Below are 18,431 nucleotides of genomic sequence, written 5' to 3' on the forward strand. Positions count from 1 at the left end.
GCTCAGGACTCCGCTTCGACGATCTCCAGGGCGCGGGCCAGATCGTCCGGGTACGGGCTCTCGAACTCCACCCGCTCACCCGTCGTGGGGTGCTCGAAGCCCAGCCGGGCGGCGTGCAGCCACTGCCGCTTCAGGCCGAGGCGCGCCGCCAGGGTCGGGTCGGCGCCGTACGCCAGGTCGCCCACGCACGGATGCCGGATCGCGGCCATGTGCACCCGGATCTGGTGGGTGCGGCCCGTCTCCAGGTCGATGTCGAGCAGCGTGGCCGCCCGGAACGCCTCCACGGTGTCGTAGTGCGTCACCGACGGCTTGCCGCCCGCCACGACCGCGAACCGGCCGTCGCCGGACGGGTGCCGGTCGATGGGCGCGTCGACCGTCCCCCGGAACGGGTCCGGGTGGCCCTGCACGAGCGCCTGGTAGCGCTTGTCGACACGGCGTTCCTTGAACGCGCGCTTCAGACGCGAGTACCCGACCTCGCTCTTGGCCACGGCCATCGCGCCGGTGGTGTTGGCGTCCAGCCGGTGCACGATGCCCTGCCGCTCGGACGCACCGCTGGTCGCGATCGTGTGCCCGGCCCCCAGCAGCCCGCCGAGGACGGTCGGGCCCGTCCAGCCGGTGGTCGGGTGCGCCGCGACGCCGATCGGCTTGTCGACCACCACGATGTCGTCGTCCTCGTACAGGACGGCCATGCCGGGGACGGGCTCGGCGACCGGCGCGGGCGGCGTCGGCGGCGGCGGGAGCGTGACCTCCAGCCAGGCTCCGGCGTGCAGCCGCTCCGACTTGGTGGCCACCTCGGCGCCGTCCAGCAGGACGTCCCCGGCGGCGATCATGTCGGCGGCGCTGCCCCGCGACAGCCCGAACAGCCGCGCCAGCGCGGCGTCGACCCGCTCCCCCTCCAGCCCGTCCGGGACATGGAGGCTGCGCACCTCGCCCATCAGGCCTTCTCCTCCGGCGCCGTGGCCGGGGCGTCACCCGGCCCGGGCTTCTCGGGCTCGTGCTCGGGCTCGGGTCCGGGTTCGGGTCCGGGCTCGTGGTCCGCCTCGCCGTCCGGCTCGGGCTTGGCGGGCTCCGGCCCGGTGGCCTCGGGTTCCCCGGCGTCCTCCTCGCCCTTGCCGGGGAGCCGCGTCCCGTCGATCTGCAGCCCGCGCGCCGCCAGCAGGACGGCCAGGACGCCGCCGCAGACGATCGCCGAGTCGGCCAGGTTGAACACCGGGAAGTTCGGTACCTGGATCCAGTCGACGACATGGCCCTTCAGCGGCGCCGGGGCCCGCAGCAGCCGGTCGATGAGGTTGCCGACCGCGCCGCCGAGCAGCAGGCCGAGGCAGATCGCCCAGGGCAGGCTGCGCAGATTCCGGGCCGTGCGCAGGATCGCCACCACCACGCCGATGGCGATCAGGGTGAAGACGATCGTGTAGCCGGTGCCGATGGAGAACGCGGCGCCGCTGTTGCGGGTCTCGCGCAGGGTCAGCAGCCCGCCGAGAAGCCGGACCGGCTCGCGGTCCTGCAGCGTCGCCACCACGATGATCTTGGACACGATGTCGGCGGTGAGCGCGGTCAGCGCCACGGCGATCAGCACGCCGACGCGGCGCGGCCGAGGAGATCCCGTGGATTCCCCGGCCCCGCCCTCTGGGTTCGTTGAGTCGCTCAGCGACGTTCCTCGCGTTGTTTGCATGTCACACACAGGGTCGCACGCGGGAAGACCTGGAGCCGCGCCTTGCCGATCGGCCTGGCGCAGGACTCGCAGGTTCCGTACGTGCCGGCGTCCATCCTCTGGACGGCCCGCTCGATCTGGGCGAGCAGGTCCTGAGAATTGTAGGACAGTGCGAGCTCGTGCTCGCGCTCGTAGGTCTTGGCGCCCGCGTCGGCCTGGTCGTCGCCGGCGCCGTCGCTGCTGTCGCCCTCGGCGATCTGGCTCGCCGACGCTGCGATCTCGCTGCGCAGCGCCTCGATCTGCTCCTGCAGGCCGGCCCGCACCTCGGCGAGCTCACCGGACGTCCACAGGTGCTCCCCCTCGCGGACCGGCAGCTCCGCCGCCTTCGCCGGGACCCGGCCGTCCACCGCCGCGCCGCCGGTCCCGTCGGCCTTCCCCGCCTTCCCCGCCTTCGCGGGGGCGCGTCCCGACGCCGTCTTACCCGGTTTCGCGGCCGGGCTCTTGCCGGGCGACCTGGCCGGGGACCGCCTCCCGCCCCGGCTCTTCTTCTCAGCGGGCGGCTTCTCCTGGGACGGCTTCTCATCGGGCAGCGTCTCACCGGACTGGGTGCCCCTCTTCGCGCCGGCCATGTCGGCCCCCCTCGCGCTGATCGCCTCGACGGGCAGTGCGGGCAGCATAAGTCCCCTTTCTCGGGCGCGGCAAACAACCTGGGCTGGGTTACCGACCCCTTATGCCCCGTCGGCGAACGCCCGGAAACCCCAGGCCACCGCACGAGATCGCAAAGGAACGGCACCACCCCGCGGCGACCGGCCCGCACGGAAAACGGGAAGAGGACGCGCCCCGCGTGCGTTAGAGTCGTGGCGAGCAGTCTCATCGGCAGGCATGGATGGGGACACCTGCCGCCGCACGCAAGCCATGAGCGACCCGGGGACGGTGCGAGCCCGGGGGCGAGCCCGGCGGTCTGATCACCCCGGAGCCGCCGGAAGAACCGCCCCGGACATCCGTCCGCGGGCCCAGTAGACCCGGCAGCCGAGACTCGAACGAAGCGGACCGTGCCGCAGGCACGGTCAAGGAGGGTGGTACCGCGGGGCGCTCGGTCGATCCGGGCACGCGCCTCGTCCCTCCGGTCAACGTGGTCACGTCGATCCGGAGGTCCGCCATCGTGAGCCGAGGTTTTCGGCCGCTGCCAGCGCAGGTCGATCTGCCCGCCCTGGAGCGGGACATGCTGCGCCGCTGGCAGGAGAGCAAGGTCTTCGAGCGGTCGCTGGAGCGCACCGCGTCCGGTCCCCGCTGGGTGTTCTACGAGGGCCCGCCCACCGCCAACGGCATGCCGGGCGTCCACCACGTCGAAGCGCGCGTGTTCAAGGACGTCTTCCCGCGTTTCAAGACCATGAAGGGCTACCACGTCCCCCGCAAGGCCGGCTGGGACTGTCACGGGCTGCCCGTCGAGGTCGCCGTGGAGAAGGAACTCGGCCTCACCGGCAAGAAGGACATCGAGGAGTACGGCGTCGCGGAGTTCAACGACCGCTGCCGCGAATCGGTGCTGCGCCACGTGGACGCGTTCGAAGAGATGACCGAGCGCATGGGCTACTGGGTCAACACCGACCAGGCGTACCGCACGATGGACCCCGAATACGTCGAAGCGGTCTGGTGGTCCCTGAAGCAGGTGTTCGACAAGGACCTGCTGTTCCGCGACTTCCGCATCACGCCGTACTGCCCGCGCTGCGGGACGGGCCTGTCCGACCATGAGCTGGGCCAGCCCGGCGCGTACGAGGAGGTGTCCAGCCCGTCGGTGTACGTGCGGATGCCCGTCACGTCCGGCCCGCTCGCCGAGATGGACGCCGCGCTGCTCATCTGGACGACGACGCCGTGGACGCTGGTGTCCAACACCGCCGTGGCCGTCCACCCCGAGGTCACCTACGTCGCCGCCAGGCCCGCGGGCTCCGACGAGGTCCTCGTCGTCGCCGAACCCCTCCTCGACCAGGTTCTCGGCGAAGGCGCGGAACGGCTCGCCACGTACAGGGGCACCGATCTGGAGCGCACCGCCTACCGGCGGCCGTTCGACCTGGTCGACATCCCGGACTCGCACTACGTCGTCCTGGGCGACTACGTCACCGTCGAGGACGGCACCGGCCTCGTCCACCAGGCTCCCGCGTTCGGCGGCGACGACATGACCGTCTGCAAGCGCTACGGGATGCCGATCGTCAACCCCATCGGTCCCGACGGGCGCTTCCTGCGCGAGGTTCCCCTGGTCGGCAACAAGTTCTTCAAGGACGCCGACGAGCCCCTCACCGACGACCTGCGCGCGCGCGGGCTGCTGTTCCGCGGCGGGCACTTCGAGCACAGCTACCCGCACTGCTGGCGCTGCCACACGCCGCTGCTCTACTACGCGCTCCCCGCCTGGTACATCCGCACCACGCAGATCAAGGACCGGCTGCTGGAGGAGAACGAGAAGACCAACTGGTACCCCGAGACGGTCAAGCACGGCCGGTACGGGGAGTGGCTGCGCAACAACGTCGACTGGTCGCTGTCCCGCAGCCGCTACTGGGGCACGCCGCTCCCCCTGTGGGTCTGCGGCGAAGACGAGAACCACGTCACCTGCGTCGGGTCGCTCAAGGAACTGGGCGAACTCGCCGGAAGCGACATGTCCGCGCTGGACCCCCACCGCCCCTACGTCGACGACGTGACGTTCCCCTGTCCCGCCCGTGTCGGAGACGCGGAATCGGACAGGTGCGGGACGGAGGCGCGCCGCGTCCCCGACGTCATCGACGCCTGGTACGACTCCGGGTCGATGCCGTTCGCGCAGTGGGGCGCCCCCCACCGCAACAACGAGATCTTCGAGAACTCCTACCCCGCCCAATACATCTGCGAGGCTCAGGACCAGACCCGCGGCTGGTTCTACTCCCTCATGGCCGTCGGCACGCTCGTCTTCGACCGCTCGTCCTACGAGAACGTCGTGTGCCTCGGGCTGATCCTCGCCGAGGACGGCCGCAAGATGAGCAAGCACCTCGGCAACGTGCTGCGGCCCATCCCGCTGATGGACGAGCACGGCGCCGACGCGGTGCGCTGGTTCATGGCCGCCAACGGCCTGCCCTGGGCGTCCCGCCGCGTCGGCCACGGCGCCCTTGAGGAGATCGTCCGCAAGGTCCTCCTCACCTACTGGAACACCGCGTCCTTCTTCGTCCTGTACGCCAACGCGGCGCAGGCGCAGGGCCGCGCGTGGACGCCCGACCGCCTCGCCGAGGCGCCCGCCCCGGCCGACCGCCCCCTCCTGGACCGCTGGGCGCTCGCCGAACTGCACCGCACCGTCCGCGAGGTCGACGCGGCCCTGGAGGACTTCGACACCGCCCGCGCCGGCCGCCACCTGGCCCAGTTCGTCGACGACCTGTCCAACTGGTACGTGCGCCGCTCCCGCCGGCGCTTCTGGGAGGGCCCCGGGAGCCCCGACGGCTCGTCGGCCTTCGCGACCCTCTACGAGTGCCTGGAGACCCTCACCCGCCTGATGGCGCCGATGGTGCCCTTCATCACCGACCACGTGTGGGACGTCATCCGCCCCGCCGACGGCCCCGAGTCGGTGCACCTCGCCGACTGGCCGGCCGTCGACGAGGACCTCGTGGACGAGGAACTGACCGCGCAGATGGCCCTCGTCCGCCGGCTCGTCGAGCTCGGCCGCTCGGCCCGCGCCGCCAGCGGCGTCCGGACCCGCCGGCCCCTCGGCCGCGCCCTGGTCGGCGCCGCGGGCTGGTCCGCGCTGCCCGCCCAGCTCCGCGCGCAGATCTCCGAGGAGCTGAACGTCCTCGGCTTCGAGGAGCTCTCCTCGATCGGCGGTGACCTGGTCGAGTACGAGGTGAAACCCAACTTCCGCGAGCTGGGCAAGCGCTACGCCAAGGACACCCCGAAGGTCGCCAAGGCGATCACGTCCGCCGATCCGGCGGACCTGGTGCGCACCCTCCGCGACGGCGCCGCCGACGTCGAGGCCGAGGGCCTCGGGACGGTGCCGCTCTCCGCCGGCGACGTGATCGTCACCGAGCGTCCGCGCACCGGCTGGGCGGTGGAGAGCGCCGCCGGCGAGACCGTCGCCCTCGACCTCACCGTCACGCCCGAACTGCGCCGCGCCGGCCTCGCCCGCGAGGCCGTCCGCCTCGTCCAGGAGGCCCGCAAGGCCGCCGGCCTGGAGGTCACCGACCGCATCGAGCTGTGGTGGGAGGCCACCGGCACCGACCTGGCCGAGGCCCTGCGCGCCCACACCGGCGAGATCGCCGCCGAGGTCCTCGCGACCACGGTGACCGAGGGCCGCCCCGCCGACCTGCCCGCGACCCGCGACGAGGAACTGGGCCTGACCCACTACCTCCGCAAGGCCGCCGAGTAGCGACACCGGCCACGGCCACACGGGTCGGGCGGTCGGAGGTCGCGCTGCGACCGGAGACCGCCCGGCCCGCCGAGCCGGGCGACCGCGGCGACACGGCACCGGCCCGCGGCACGGTCACAGCACCCCGGGACCGCGGCGTGAGGATCCGGCCGGCTCGCGACGGGGGTTCCAGGGGGTCGTCCCCCTGGGCCGACGCTGCAATGATTGAGGGGTGAATCTTCCCGAGCAGCCTTCCGCTTCCGAACCTCCGGCGGAGCCGTCGCCCGCGCGGATGCGCGCGTCGGATGCCGACCGTGATCAGGTCGCCGACCGTCTGCGCGAGGCCCTGGCCGAGGGGCGCATCACGCCGGAAGAACACGCCGAGCGCATCGACGTGGTGTACAACGCCAAGACGTACGCCGAGCTGGAGCCGGTTCTCAGCGACCTGCCGGCGGCGCGGGCACCGCGGCCGCGGGTCGATCTGCGCAAGGACGAGCAGGTGCCCGCGCCGCCGGCGCCCCAGTCGCCGAACCTGGTGGCGATCTTCGGTGGGGCGGAGCGGAAGGGACGCTGGCTGGTCGAGCCGACCACCAACGTGTCCTGCGTGTTCGGCGGCGTGGACGTGGACTTCCGGCAGGCGGTCCTCAGCCGCGGCGAGGTGACCGTCAACGTCACCTGCGTGTTCGGCGGCGTGAACCTGGTCGTGCCGCCGGGGGTCCGGGTCGTCGGGTCCAATGTCGCGATCTTCGGCGGGAACGATCTGCCGGAGGACGACACGACGGACCCGGACGCGCCCGTCATCCGGCTGACCGGGCTGGTGCTGTTCGGCGGCGTGTCGGTCACGCGCCGGGAGGTGGGCGGTAAGGGCCGGACCCGGGACCGGCACCGGGAGATCCACCGGCTGCACCAGGAGCGGCGCGCGGAGACGCGCGAGCGGAGACGCGGCCGCTGAGCCGCCCAGGCCGAGGCCGGTCTCAGTCGCGGGCGTGCTCGCGGTCGGGCTGGCAGACGAGGCAGGGCGTGCAGCCGCGGGCCTTGGCCTCCGCGCGGGACAGCGACTCCAGGTCGTCGGCCTCGTCGCCGATGTCCTCGATGAGGGCGCAGTCGGTGCGGTGGTAGCGCTTGGTGCCGCTCAGGATGCGGACCTGCGGGCCGCCGCCGGGCTCGTCCTGCGGGGCCTCGGCGGCCGGCTCGGGTTCGGGCTCCTCGGCCGGCTGCGGCGCGGGGACGTCGTCGTCGGTGCCGCGGGGCTTCGGAGCCGCGGCGTCCGGGACGGCGGCGTCGGCGTCCGGCTCGGCGAGGGGTGCGGCGCCCAGGTCGACGGTGGTGTCCGGCGGCGCGGATTCGGCCTCAGCGGGCCGTTCGCCGGCGGAGTGACCCTCCGGCTCCGGTTCGGCGGTCTCGGCCTTCTCCGCGGGCTTCGCGGGCTCTTCGGAGGTGAAGAGGCTCGCCACCGGGATGTCGGTGAGGGTCGGGCCCGCGGGGCCGGACGCCGGGCGCTCCGGTTCGGCGGGCCGGTCCGTCCGCGGGATCTCGGCCGTCTTGTCGAACGAGGTGGGCGCGGAGGCCGGGGAGGGCGCGGGCTTGGCGAGACCCGCCAGGCCGCCCTCGGAGCGCTCCACGCCGGGCTTCGGGGGTGCGGGCACGTCCCCTGCCGCCTTGCCCGTGTCGGGTGGCACGGGTCCCGACGCCGCGGCGCGCGCCGCCAGTGCGGTGTCGGGCATGCAGGCGGTACAGGGGCTGAACCCCTCCTCCTTGGCCTCGGCGTAGGTGAGCTCCTCGGTCTCGCGCCCGGCGAGCTGCCGGCAGGTGTCGAGGTGGTAGCGCTTGCGGCCGCGGACGACGAACACCAGCGCGTCGTCGGGGACGTCGGCCGGCGGGGCGGGGATCTCCACCTCGTCGTCGGCCGGGTCCGCCACCGGGGCCTTGGCCGGCGGGACGCCCTGGGCGTTCGCGGCCGACGCGGCCGGGGCGGCCTTCTTGCGCTTGTCCTTCTTGGTCTTCTTGCTCCTGCGGGAGGGCGCCGGTGAAACCCCCGCGCCGAAGAGCTCCTTGCGGCGCAGGAACACCCCGATGGCAAGGCACAGCGCGGAAACGATGCTGACCGCGATCGAAATGTAGATCACGAACAGGGCGTCCAGGTTGAAGACCTCGGCGCTGTCTCCGTTGCCGGCGACGATTCCCGCTACCAGCAGGGCGATCGCCACCACCACGAGAACGCCGCTCAGGATGATCACAGGGTCTCTCTCCCTCGTTCAGGCCGCTCGGCTCCCGGGCGGCCGGCACCGGCCGGACTCCCCGCGCCGCCGGGATGGCTGCGGTGCCATCCTCGGCGCGGCGATCGGGAAGACACTATCGCCCGCGATGCCCGCCTCAGCGCCGCTCGTGCGGCGGGTTGTCACCGCCGGCGTGGAAAGCCCCGGTCGCGGAGTGCTGCACCTGCTGGGCGTGCTCGGCGGGCGGCGGGAACTGGCCCGGCGCCGGTCCGGAGCCGCCGGGGGCGCCGTTGCGGTTCTCGTTGTGCTGCAGGGTGTTCTGCGGGCCCGTCTGCGGACCGCCCTGGGGGGCGTTCTGCTGTGACTGGGCGGGGGCCGCGCCCGGGACGGCGGCGAACGCGCCGGTCTCGGTGCTGCCCGCCTCCAGGTCGCGCAGCTGGCCCTCCAGGTAGACCTTCAGCCGGCTGCGGTACTCGCGCTCGAACGCGCGCAGGTTGTCGACCTCGCGCTCGAGCTCCTCGCGCTGCTGCACGAGCGAGCCCATGACCTGGCGGTGCCGCTCCTGGGCGTCGCGGTCGAGGGCCTCGGCGCGCGAGCGGGCCTCGCTGACGATCTGGTCGGCCTGCCGGCGCGCCTTGCCGAGGATCTCCTCGGCCTCGCGGCGGGCGCGGCCGAGCGTCTCGTCGGCCTCGCGGCGGGCGTCCGCGATCGCCTGGTCGGCGGTCTGCTGCGCCAGCGCGAGCACACGCGCGGCGGTGTCCATGTTGTCCTCGCCGGTGGGCGCGGAGGACATGCCGAGACCGCCGAGGGCCGGCTCCGGCTCGGGCTGCGGCTGCGGCTCGGGGCGCGGAGGCTCCGGGATCTTCTGGACGTCCGGCTTGGGCTCCACGATGGGGGCGGCCATGGCGGGAACCTTGCCGCGCAGGCACTCGGCGAGCTTGGCCCGCAGCTCCTCGTTCTCCTGGATGAGGCGGTCGAGCTCGGCCTCGACCTCGTCGAGGAAGGCGTCCACCTCCTCCTCGTCGTACCCCGGCCTCAGCCTGGTGGTACTGAACTGCTTGTTCCGCACATCGGCGGGTGTCAGCGGCATGTTCTCGTCTCCTTGGCGCGCTTGGAGTCTGTCCCGAAGGACGGTATCCGATCGACCTAACCTCCGCCGAACGCGGAGCCGACGATGATGATCAGGATCCAGACCACAAGGATGAGGACGGTGAAGCTGAGATCCAGCGCAACGTTACCGAGTCGAATGGGCGGGATGAAGCGTCTGAGGAATTTCAGGGGCGGATCGGTGACCGTGTAGGTCGCCTCAGCGATCACCAGAACGACCCCGGTCGGCTTCCACTGCCGGGCGAACGACTGCAGGATCTCCAGGATCAGCCTCCCGATCAGGAACAGGAGGAAGAAGTAGAGGATCGCCTGCAGGACGGTTCCAACGATGTTCACGGGTTCTCTCGCATGTGGATCTCAGCTCTGGTTGAAGAAACCTCGTTCTGCCATCCGGGCCTTGTCCTCGGCCGTCACCTCCACGTTGGCGGGCGACAGGAGGAACACCTTGTTCGTAACACGCTCGATGCTCCCGTGCAGGCCGAACACGAGACCCGCCGCGAAGTCGACCAGACGCTTGGCGTCGCTGTCGACCATCTCGGTCAGATTCATGATCACCGGTGTGCCCTCCCGGAAGTGCTCGCCGATGGTCCTCGCCTCGTTGTAGGTCCTTGGATGCAGCGTAGTGATACGAGCGAGGTCGGTGGTACCGGACTCGTAGAGCGCTACGGAACGCCGCTCTATGGTCGACGTGGAGTGATGGTCGCGTTCGCGGTCCGCGGCCTCGTCGGCTCGGGTAAGCTGTCCGCCGGATTCGTCCTCGCGACGGCGGCCCTGCCCGGAGTCGGTCTCCTCATCGTAGATCTCGTACTCGTCGTAGTCGCCGTACTTGTCGTCGTAGCGATCGTCCTCCACAAGGCCGAGGTAGACCGCCATCTTGCGCATCGCGCTGGCCATATGCCCCTCCGTGTCCTGTGGCCGCGGCTCCGGGCGCGTCCGGCGCCGTCGTTGGACTGATCCGTCATGGCGGCCCGCGTTCCGGCAGGTACCACTGGGGGGACATTACCTGACGATTGCCCGTCGGCCGCCGAGCAACGCCGTACCGACGCGCAGGTGTGTCGCGCCGCACGCGATCGCCTGTTCCAGATCGCCGCTCATACCCGCAGAGACGATCCGGGCGCCCGGATGGTTCCGGCGGACCCGTTCGGCGATGCCGGCGAGCCGCGTGAAGGCGGGCACCGGGTCGGCGCCGAGCGGGGCGACGGCCATCACGCCGCCGAACTCCAGGCCGCCCGCCTCGGCGATCGCGTCGGCGAGCGCGGGAACGTCGGCGGGGGACGCGCCGCCGCGGCCCGGCCCCTCCGATGGTGCCGCCTCGTCCAGGGAGACCTGGACGAGGCAGCGCAGGGTGCGGCCGGCGCGGACGGCGGCCTCCGACAGGGCCGAGGCCAGCCGGGGCCTGTCCACCGAGTGCACGACGTCGGCGTACCCGGCGACGGCGCGGGCCTTGTTGGTCTGCAGCCGGCCGACGAAGTGCCAGGTGAGGAGGAGGTCGGCGCATTCGGCGGCCTTCGGGCGGGCCTCCTGGTCGCGGTTCTCGCCGACGTCGGTGAGGCCGAGTCCGGCCAGCAGCCGCACATCGGACGCGGGGAACGTCTTGGTCACCGCGATCAGCGTGATCTCGTCGTCGTCCCGGCCGGCGGCGGCGCAGGCGGCGGAGATGCGCGCGCGCACCCCGGCGATGCCCTCGGCGAGTTCGGCCCGGCGCTCCCCGGTCACGCGTCGCCCTTGAGCCAGACGTATCCGGCGAAGCGGCCGGTGCGGCCGTCGCGGCGGTAGGAGAAGAGCCCGGGGTCCTCGATGGTGCAGCGGGGGTCGACCCGGACGCCGGTCACGCCGCCGGCGGCGAGCTGCTCGACGATGCCGGCGCGGATGTCGAGGCCCGGGGTGCCCTTTGACGTGGTGGAGTACGCGGCGGGCACGACGGCGGTGACCTCGTCCCGCATCGCCTCGGGGACCTCGTAGCAGCGGCCGCACGCGGCGGGGCCGATAGCGGCCGCCATCCTGGCGGGGTCGGCGCCCCGTTCGCACATCGACTTCACCAGGGCGGGGACGACCCCGGCGGCGGTCCCCGGGCGGCCCGAGTGGGCGGCGCCGACGATCCCGGCGGCGGGGTCGGCCAGCAGCACGGGCGCGCAGTCGGCGACCAGCACGGCGAGGGCGAGGCCGGGGACGGTCGTGACGATCGCGTCGACCGGGCCGGAAAGGTCGGGGGATGTGACGAACGCGACGTCGGCGCCGTGCACCTGCCGCATGAAGACGGTGCGTGCGGGGTCGACGCCGAGCCGGGCGGCGGCGCGCCGCCGGTTGTCGAGGACGGCGGCGGAGTCGTCGCCGGCCGCGCCGCCGAGGTTGAGGGAGTCGTAGGGGGCGGTGCTCACGCCGCCGGCACGGCCGGTGAAGGCGGCGCCGACGCCGTCGCCCAGGGCGACGGTTGTGATCACTTCAGGAAGTCGGGGACGTCGAGGTCGTCGTCCTCGTCGAACACCACGGGACGGCGGCGCTGCCCGGACGAGGCGGGACCGCCGTCGTTCTCCCCGGCGTGCACGCGGGAGGGTGTCTGCTCGGACGCCGGGCGGGGCGCGGGGGCACGGGAGCCGCCGGGCTCTGCGCCGGACGCGCCGGCGTCCCGGTCGGCGGGCGGGTTCGGCTGCGGGGACGCGGTGCCGTCGGGCCGGGCGTGCTCGCCGGATCCGCCGCGTCCGGCGGAGCGGTCGTCCTGTCCCTGCGCGGACGTCTGGGCCCGGTCGTTGTCGGAGCGCTGCGGCGGGGCGGGCGCGGACTGCGGCGCCGCGGCCGCCTGCGCCACCGACTGCTGGGACCCCTGCTGCGGGGCGGACTGCTGCGCGCTCGCCGGCTCGGATCGTCCGACCCGGCTCGGGATCGGGTTGGCGGGCGCGGCGGGCGGCGCCGACGCGGGCGGCGGCGCGGGACGGGGCGGCGGGGGCAGCCTCTTGCTCTCGGGTTCCGGGGCCGGCTTAGCAGGGCGGCCCTCGTCAAAACCCGCCGCGATCACCGTGACCCGGACCTCGTCGCCGAGCGCGTCGTCGATGACCGCGCCGAAGATGATGTTGGCGTCGGGCGCGGCGGCGTTGGACACCAGCTGCGCCGCCTCGTTGATCTCGAACAGGCCGAGGTCGGAGCCGCCGGAGATGGACAGCAGCACGCCGTGGGCACCGTCGATGCTGGCCTCCAGCAGCGGGCTGGAGATCGCCATCTCGGCCGCGGCGACGCTGCGGTCGTCGCCGCGCGCCGAGCCGATGCCCATCAGCGCCGAGCCGGCGCCGGACATGACGGACTTGACGTCGGCGAAGTCGAGGTTGATCAGGCCGGGCGTGGTGATCAGGTCGGTGATGCCCTGGACACCGGAGAGCAGCACCTGGTCGGCGGCCTTGAACGCGTCCAGCACGCTGACCTGCCGGTCGGAGATCGACAGCAGCCGGTCGTTGGGGATGACGATGAGGGTGTCGACCTCGTCGCGCAGCGTCTCGATGCCGGCCTCGGCCTGCATGGCGCGGCGCTTTCCCTCGAAGCTGAAGGGGCGCGTGACGACTCCTATGGTCAACGCGCCGAGCGAGCGGGCGATGTTGGCCACGACGGGCGCGCCGCCGGTGCCGGTACCGCCGCCCTCTCCGGCGGTGACGAACACCATGTCGGCGCCTTTGAGGACCTCCTCGATCTCCTCACGGTGGTCTTCGGCGGCCTTGCGGCCGACATCGGGGTTGGCTCCGGCGCCGAGGCCCCGGGTGAGCTCGCGGCCCACGTCCAGTTTCACGTCGGCGTCACTCATCAGCAGCGCCTGGGCGTCCGTGTTGATCGCGATGAACTCGACGCCCTTGAGTCCCTCTTCGATCATCCGGTTGACGGCGTTGACGCCGCCGCCGCCGATGCCGACGACCTTGATGACCGCGAGGTAATTCTGCGGTGCTGCCACGACGAGGGGCCTTTCCGCTCTATCCGACCGCCCTGCCCGGTCTGCCGACCGTGCCGCCGCGGTGTTCCTGACCTGTGTGCACTTGCGGGCCGAGCCCGGCGGATCCGGCTGTGAGAACCGGCCCCCTGAACCCTCACCCTCAACTTGAGGCTTACAGTTATGTCAACCTGAGGACTGATACGGACAGTAGGGCGGCCTTACCGCCAGGGTCAACTAACCTCCCCCCAACTCCACCGGCGTGTCGCGATGGACCCGGGTTTGCCCTGGTCGGCGAAGGAGATCTGGCTGTTCCCAGGCTGTGCACGCCGTCGTCCACCCCACTGCGGGTATCGGTACCGCCGGTATCGGTTCGTCCGCACCGGCCCGCCCTTCCGGCCGGTCGTTCAAGCGTGCCCCATCGGACGGCCGGAATCGCCGCGACACACGCACCGGACCCGAACGGCCCCACAAACGCGTTCCCCGCGAAGCGCCCCGCCGGCCCGTGCGCCGGACGCTCACTTCGTCTTGAGCACCTCGGGGGAACTGACATCGGCGGTGCGGACGGCCCTCCCCGCCGCCGTGCGCCACAGCGCGTCCAGCAGCCGGATCTTCTCGTCCGCCCGTTCCGCGGCGCCCCACTCCACCGTCTGGCCGCCCGCCATGTGCAGCGTGACCGCCTCGGGCCCGGTCGCCGCCACCTCCCGCAAGTTCCCCCGCAGCCGATCCGGCAGGTCGGAGAGCACGGTGAGGGCCGCGAGGGTCGCCTTGTCGGACGGCCCCGGCGAGGCGACCGTCAGCGCCGGCAGCCCGGACGGCCTGGACTCCCCGTCGGCCACGACGACGCCGTGCCGGTCGATCCGGTGGTAGCGCCCGTCGCGTTCGAAGACCGCCACCGGCACGCGCTCGCGCACCACGATGCGGACGGTGCCCGGCCAGTGCCGCTCGATCTCGGCGGACTCGACCTCCCTGAGCCGCTCGACCCGTTCCCGGATCTCGCCGGTCGCCAGCCGCGCCATCGGCCTGCCGATATGGATCCCGGCGGAGGCGACGACCCGGTCGCGGGACGCCAGGTCGGCGCCGGTCACCTCGACGTGCCGCACCACCAGCAGCCGAGAGCCGAGCAGGACCCACGTCACCGCGCCCAGCGCCCCCAGCACCAGCAGCGTGACGAAGATGACCTTCCACCGGCCCGGACGGCCGCGCTCCTCCCCCCGCTCCTCGTCCGGCGTGGCCCGTCGGCCCGTCTGCGCCTCGGTCATGACCCAAGCTTGGCAGTGTTCTCCCCGTCCGCCCCCGACCGCGCGGGCGGCGGCGTGTCCTTCCCGGGCCGGCCCGCCGGCTACGAACCGGCCAGGCGCTCCATGATGAGCGGGCCGAGCTGGGTCACGTCCCCCGCGCCCAGGGTGATGACGACGTCGCCGGGCCGGGCGAGCGAGGCCGCGATGCCGGGGACCTCGTCCCGGACGGGCGCGTAGACGGCCTCGGTGCCGGCCGGGACGGCGTCGGCGACCAGCGCGCCCGTCACGCCGGGCTCCGGGTCCTCGCGGGCGCCGTACACGTCCAGGACGACGGCGACGTCGGCGAGGCCGAGCGCCGCGCCGAACTCCGCGGCGAAGAACCGGGTGCGGCTGTACAGGTGCGGCTGGAACACCGCGACGATCCGGCCGCTCTGCTTCTCCCCCAGATAGTCGCGGGTGGCGTCCAGGTCCGCGGTCAGCTCGGTCGGGTGGTGGGCGTAGCTGTCGAACACCTCGACGCCGCCCGCCTCCCCCTTGCGCTCCAGCCGCCGCATCGCGCCGCCGAACGCGGCGAGGCCCGCGCGGACTGGCACGTCGTCCAGGCCGAGGGACTGCGCGACCGCGACCACGGCGGCCGCGTTCAGCGCGTTGTGCCGCCCGGGGACGCCCAGCGTCACCTCACCGATCCCGTCGATCTCGAACCGGGAGCCGAGGCCGCGCGGGGTGAATCCGGTCACCCGCAGGTCGGCGCACTCCGCCTCGCCGTACGTCCGGACGGTCAGGCCCCGCGCCCGCGCCCGTTCGGCAAGCTCCATCGCGACGGGGTCGTCGGCGCCGGCGACGAGCGTCCCGCCCGGCTCGACGCGGTCGACGAACCTGGCGAAGTTCTCCTTCACCATCTCGAAGCCGCCGTAGTTGTCGAGGTGGTCGGCCTCGACGTTGGTGACGACCGCGACGTGCGGGGTGTACATGAGGAAGGACCCGTCGCTCTCGTCGGCCTCCGCCACGAACACGTCGCCGGTGCCCTCGTCGGCGCCGAGGCCGGTGGTGACCAGCTGCCCGCCGATGCAGTAGGACGGGTCGGCGCCCGCGTGCTGGAGCGCGACCGTGAGCATCGACGTCGTGGTGGTCTTGCCGTGGGTGCCGGCGACCGCGACCGCGCGGCGGTCCGCCATCAGCGAGGCGAGCGCGGCCGAGCGGTGCAGGACCCGCAGGCCGCGCTCGCGGGCGGCGACCAGCTCCGGGTTGGTGTCCCGGATCGCGGTGGAGACGACCACCGTGTCGGCGTCGCCCACGTACCCGGCGTCGTGCCCGACGAAGACCTTGGCGCCGAGGTCGCCGAGCTGGGTGAGCAGCTCGGAGTCGCGGGCGTCGCTGCCGGACACGGCGAGGCCGCGCCGCAGCATGATGCGGGCGATCCCGGACATCCCGGCGCCCCCGATGGCGATGAAGTGGACCCGGCCGAGGTCACCGGCGGGCACGACGTCGCGTGGATCGATCAGGCTCATCGGCCGGCGCCCGCAGAGCGGACCACGTCGTACACCATCTGGGCGAGCGCGACGTCGGCGTCCCGCCGGCCCATCCGCCCGGCGGCCTCCGACATGGTCGCGACCCGGCCCGGGTCGGCCAGCACCGGCAGCAGGTTCTGCGCGATCCAGTCGGGCGACAGGTCGGCGTTGTCGACCAGCAGGCCGCCGCCCGCCTCGACGATCGGCTCGGCGTTCAGCCGCTGCTCGCCGTTGCCGATCGGGAGCGGCACGTACGCCGCGGGCAGCGCGACCGCGGCCAGCTCGGCGCACGTCATGGCGCCGGCGCGGCACATGGCCATGTCTGCGGCGGCGTAAGCGAGGTCCATCCGGTCGCAGTACGGGATCGTGACGTACTGCGGGCCGCCGGACACCGGCTCGGGCTCCTCGGTGTTCTTCGGCCCGACGATGTGCAGGACCTGGATGCCCGCCTGCCGGAGGTGCGGCGCGGCGGCCACGGCGGCCTGGTTGAGGGACCGGGCGCCCTGCGACCCGCCGAAGATCAGCAGGGTGGGCAGGTCGGGCAGCAGCCCGAAGTACGAGCGGGCCTTGTCGCCCATGGCGAGCCGGTCGAGGGTCGCGATCTCGCGGCGGAGCGGGATGCCGACGAACGTGGGGTTCGGCAGCGGCGAGTCGGCGTGCGAGACCGCGACGTGGTCGGTGAAGCGGGCGCCGAGCTTGTTGGCGAGGCCGGGCTTGGGATTGGCCTCGTGGACGATGATCGGCACCTTGCGCTTGCGCGCGGCCAGGTAGCCGGGGGTGGCGACGTAGCCGCCGAACCCGACGAGGATGTCGGCCCCGGCCTGGTCGAGGACGGACGCCGCCGCGTTGATCGCGCCGCGCAGCCGGCCGGGGACCGACAGCAGCTGCGGGGTCAGCGTGCGCGGCAGCGGCACCGGCGGGATCAGGGCGAGTTCGTAGCCACGCTGCGGGACGAGGCGCGTCTCCAGGCCCCGTTCGGTGCCGAGGCAGACGATCCCGGTGTTCGGGTCGTTACGGCGGAGCGCGTCGGCGAGAGCCAGAGCGGGCTCGATGTGTCCGGCGGTGCCGCCGCCGGCCAGGACAACCCTCATGCTGGTTGACAACTCCTCAGCGTGTTCGACTTTGTCGGGTGCCGCGCGTCCGGCGCGTAGGCGCACACGCGGACGCGGCGTTTCCGGCATCCCGGAAGGGGGATTTCAACGCCGTGCCAGACCCAGCCAGCTTAGAGCCCTCACGACCGGTCCGGGGCCCCGTGCGGAGAGTGCTTGCCTCGCACCGGGCTCGCGTTTGGCGAACGCGAGCAGCATGCCGAGCACGAACAGGCTCGGAATGAGCGCCGATCCGCCGTAGGACACCAGCGGAAGCGGGATGCCGGTGATGGGTAGGACGCCGATGACGGCCCCGATGTTCACGATGCCCTGAACGACCAGCCACGCCGTCGCGCCCGCGGCGGCCAGCCGGGTGAACGGGTCGTTCACCCGCCGGGCGATCCGCAGGCCCGCGTAGGCGAGCAGCCCGAACAGGGACAGGACGACGAGGGTGCCGACGAGCCCGAACTCCTCCCCCACGATCGCGAAGATGAAGTCGGTCTCGGCTTCCGGCAGATAGTCCCATTTGGCGCGCCCCTCCCCGAGGCCCGTGCCGAACAGGCCGCCGGAGGCGACCGCGTACAGGCCCTGCGTGCCCTGGTAGTTGGTGGTGAGCTGGTTGCCGGACGGGTCCAGGAACCCGGTGAGGCGCTGCATCCGGTACGGCTCGACGACGATGAGGATCGACACCAGCAGGCACACGAGCCCGGCGATGCCGACGAACAGCCGCCCGGGGGCGCCGACGACCCACAGCAGCGCCAGGAAGATCGTGAGGAGCACCAGCGTGGTGCCGAGGTCGCTGCCCAGCATGACCAGCAGGACCACGATGCCCGCGCCCGGCATCAGCGGGACCAGCAGCGGCCGCCACTCGGTCAGCTGCCCGAGCCGCTCCTTGCGGGCCAGCAGGTCGGCGCCCCACAGCACCAGGGCGAGCTTGGCCAGCTCGGACGGCTGGATCTGCACCGGCCCGAGGTCGACCCAGCGGGTGGCGCCGCCCGCGCTGCGGCCCAGCCCGGGGACGAGCACCAGCGCCAGCACGACGACCGAGAGCAGCAGAAGCGGGTAGGCCAGCGCGCGGAACGTCTTCACCGGCAGGCGGGACGCCACCCACATGCCGGGCAGTCCGATCGCCATCCACAGGGCCTGTTTCTGGAACAGCGTGTAGGCCGAGCCCGTCGCCTGGAGCTGGCTGACGCTGGACGCCGACAGCACCATCGTCAGGCCGAGCGCGAGCAGCATCACCGTGCAGCCCAGCACCAGGTAGTAGGACGTGAGGGGGCGGTCGAGCAGCCCGATGGCGGCGACCACCTGCTCGCGCGGCCCCGGGCGCCCGCCGTCCTCCTCGCCGGCCGGTGCGGCGGTCAC

Annotated in this window: 16 protein-coding genes; 2 read left to right on the forward strand and 14 right to left on the reverse strand. The window is 72.9% G+C overall.

What is annotated here, in order from left to right:
• Nucleotides 1-2: 2 nt before the first annotated feature.
• The 3 genes from ACTWPP_RS17325 to ACTWPP_RS17335 form a co-directional block, all read right to left on the reverse strand.
• Nucleotides 3-935 (reverse strand): RluA family pseudouridine synthase, encoded by a 933-nt coding sequence (locus ACTWPP_RS17325; protein ID WP_443105293.1) that lies wholly within the window; start codon nt 933-935, stop codon nt 3-5.
• Nucleotides 935-1,576, reverse strand: a complete 642-nt coding sequence (lspA, locus tag ACTWPP_RS17330) for a signal peptidase II (RefSeq protein WP_443105294.1) — start codon at nt 1,574-1,576, stop codon at nt 935-937. The genes ACTWPP_RS17325 and lspA overlap by 1 nt, the downstream gene beginning before the upstream one ends.
• A gap of 68 nt (nt 1,577-1,644) precedes the next feature.
• Complete coding sequence (locus tag ACTWPP_RS17335) at nt 1,645-2,058, reverse strand: TraR/DksA family transcriptional regulator (RefSeq protein WP_443105576.1); 414 nt, start codon at nt 2,056-2,058, stop codon at nt 1,645-1,647.
• Nucleotides 2,059-2,813: 755 nt separating this feature from the next.
• On the opposite strand from ACTWPP_RS17335, the gene ileS reads away from it, so the two are divergent.
• Together ileS and ACTWPP_RS17345 are read left to right on the forward strand one after the other, a co-directional pair.
• Nucleotides 2,814-6,020, forward strand: coding sequence for an isoleucine--tRNA ligase (gene ileS / locus ACTWPP_RS17340; RefSeq protein WP_443105295.1), 3,207 nt, complete (start codon nt 2,814-2,816; stop codon nt 6,018-6,020).
• Nucleotides 6,021-6,291: 271 nt separating this feature from the next.
• The gene (locus tag ACTWPP_RS17345; RefSeq protein WP_443105296.1) at nt 6,292-6,951 is read left to right on the forward strand and encodes a DUF1707 SHOCT-like domain-containing protein; all 660 of its coding nucleotides are present in this window, start codon (nt 6,292-6,294) and stop codon (nt 6,949-6,951) included.
• 22 nt (nt 6,952-6,973) lie between these two features.
• On the opposite strand, the gene ACTWPP_RS17350 is transcribed toward ACTWPP_RS17345, so the two are convergent.
• From ACTWPP_RS17350 to ftsW, 11 genes are all read right to left on the reverse strand, one after another.
• Entirely contained in the window at nt 6,974-8,236 is a 1,263-nt protein-coding gene (locus tag ACTWPP_RS17350) for a hypothetical protein (protein ID WP_443105297.1), read from the reverse strand.
• Between the two features lie 136 nt (nt 8,237-8,372).
• On the reverse strand, nt 8,373-9,305 hold the full coding sequence (locus ACTWPP_RS17355; protein WP_443105298.1) for a DivIVA domain-containing protein: 933 nt from the start codon (nt 9,303-9,305) through the stop codon (nt 8,373-8,375).
• Between the two features lie 56 nt (nt 9,306-9,361).
• Nucleotides 9,362-9,658, reverse strand: a complete 297-nt coding sequence (locus tag ACTWPP_RS17360) for a YggT family protein (protein ID WP_358467137.1) — start codon at nt 9,656-9,658, stop codon at nt 9,362-9,364.
• A 21-nt stretch (nt 9,659-9,679) separates the two neighbouring features.
• Nucleotides 9,680-10,216 carry a cell division protein SepF gene (locus ACTWPP_RS17365; RefSeq protein WP_392909167.1) on the reverse strand — a complete coding sequence of 179 codons (537 nt, stop codon included), beginning with the start codon at nt 10,214-10,216 and terminating at the stop codon, nt 9,680-9,682.
• Between the two features lie 105 nt (nt 10,217-10,321).
• Nucleotides 10,322-11,038, reverse strand: a complete 717-nt coding sequence (locus tag ACTWPP_RS17370) for a YggS family pyridoxal phosphate-dependent enzyme (protein ID WP_443105299.1) — start codon at nt 11,036-11,038, stop codon at nt 10,322-10,324.
• Nucleotides 11,035-11,763, reverse strand: a complete 729-nt coding sequence (gene pgeF, locus ACTWPP_RS17375; protein ID WP_443105300.1) for a peptidoglycan editing factor PgeF — start codon at nt 11,761-11,763, stop codon at nt 11,035-11,037. The genes ACTWPP_RS17370 and pgeF overlap by 4 nt, the downstream gene beginning before the upstream one ends.
• A complete protein-coding gene (gene ftsZ, locus ACTWPP_RS17380) occupies nt 11,760-13,253 on the reverse strand; it encodes a cell division protein FtsZ (RefSeq protein WP_443105301.1) in 1,494 nt (497 codons plus the stop codon). The genes pgeF and ftsZ overlap by 4 nt, the downstream gene beginning before the upstream one ends.
• A gap of 494 nt (nt 13,254-13,747) precedes the next feature.
• A complete protein-coding gene (locus ACTWPP_RS17385; protein ID WP_443105302.1) occupies nt 13,748-14,491 on the reverse strand; it encodes a cell division protein FtsQ/DivIB in 744 nt (247 codons plus the stop codon).
• A gap of 80 nt (nt 14,492-14,571) precedes the next feature.
• Nucleotides 14,572-15,978 (reverse strand): UDP-N-acetylmuramate--L-alanine ligase, encoded by a 1,407-nt coding sequence (murC, locus tag ACTWPP_RS17390; protein ID WP_443105303.1) that lies wholly within the window; start codon nt 15,976-15,978, stop codon nt 14,572-14,574.
• Nucleotides 15,975-17,069: an undecaprenyldiphospho-muramoylpentapeptide beta-N-acetylglucosaminyltransferase gene (murG, locus tag ACTWPP_RS17395; protein ID WP_443105304.1), complete on the reverse strand. Its 1,095-nt coding sequence runs from the start codon at nt 17,067-17,069 to the stop codon at nt 15,975-15,977. Before murG ends, murC begins: the two co-directional genes overlap by 4 nt.
• 105 nt (nt 17,070-17,174) lie before the next feature.
• Nucleotides 17,175-18,431: a putative lipid II flippase FtsW gene (ftsW, locus tag ACTWPP_RS17400; RefSeq protein WP_443105305.1), complete on the reverse strand. Its 1,257-nt coding sequence runs from the start codon at nt 18,429-18,431 to the stop codon at nt 17,175-17,177.

The sequence above is a fragment of the Actinomadura sp. 3N407 genome (genome assembly GCF_052245875.1).
Lineage (GTDB): Bacteria > Actinomycetota > Actinomycetes > Streptosporangiales > Streptosporangiaceae > Spirillospora.

Bases quoted from the DNA above. Each gene is read 5' to 3' on its own strand.
- ACTWPP_RS17325 (WP_443105293.1), bottom strand. From the start codon at position 935: ATGGGCGAGGTGCGCAGCCTCCATGTCCCGGACGGGCTGGAGGGGGAG.
- ACTWPP_RS17345 (WP_443105296.1), top strand. From the start codon at position 6,292: ATGCGCGCGTCGGATGCCGACCGTGATCAGGTCGCCGACCGTCTGCGC.
- ACTWPP_RS17355 (WP_443105298.1), bottom strand. From the start codon at position 9,305: ATGCCGCTGACACCCGCCGATGTGCGGAACAAGCAGTTCAGTACCACC.
- ACTWPP_RS17365 (WP_392909167.1), bottom strand. From the start codon at position 10,216: ATGGCCAGCGCGATGCGCAAGATGGCGGTCTACCTCGGCCTTGTGGAG.
- ACTWPP_RS17385 (WP_443105302.1), bottom strand. From the start codon at position 14,491: ATGACCGAGGCGCAGACGGGCCGACGGGCCACGCCGGACGAGGAGCGG.
- murC (WP_443105303.1), bottom strand. From the start codon at position 15,978: ATGAGCCTGATCGATCCACGCGACGTCGTGCCCGCCGGTGACCTCGGC.
- murG (WP_443105304.1), bottom strand. From the start codon at position 17,069: ATGAGGGTTGTCCTGGCCGGCGGCGGCACCGCCGGACACATCGAGCCC.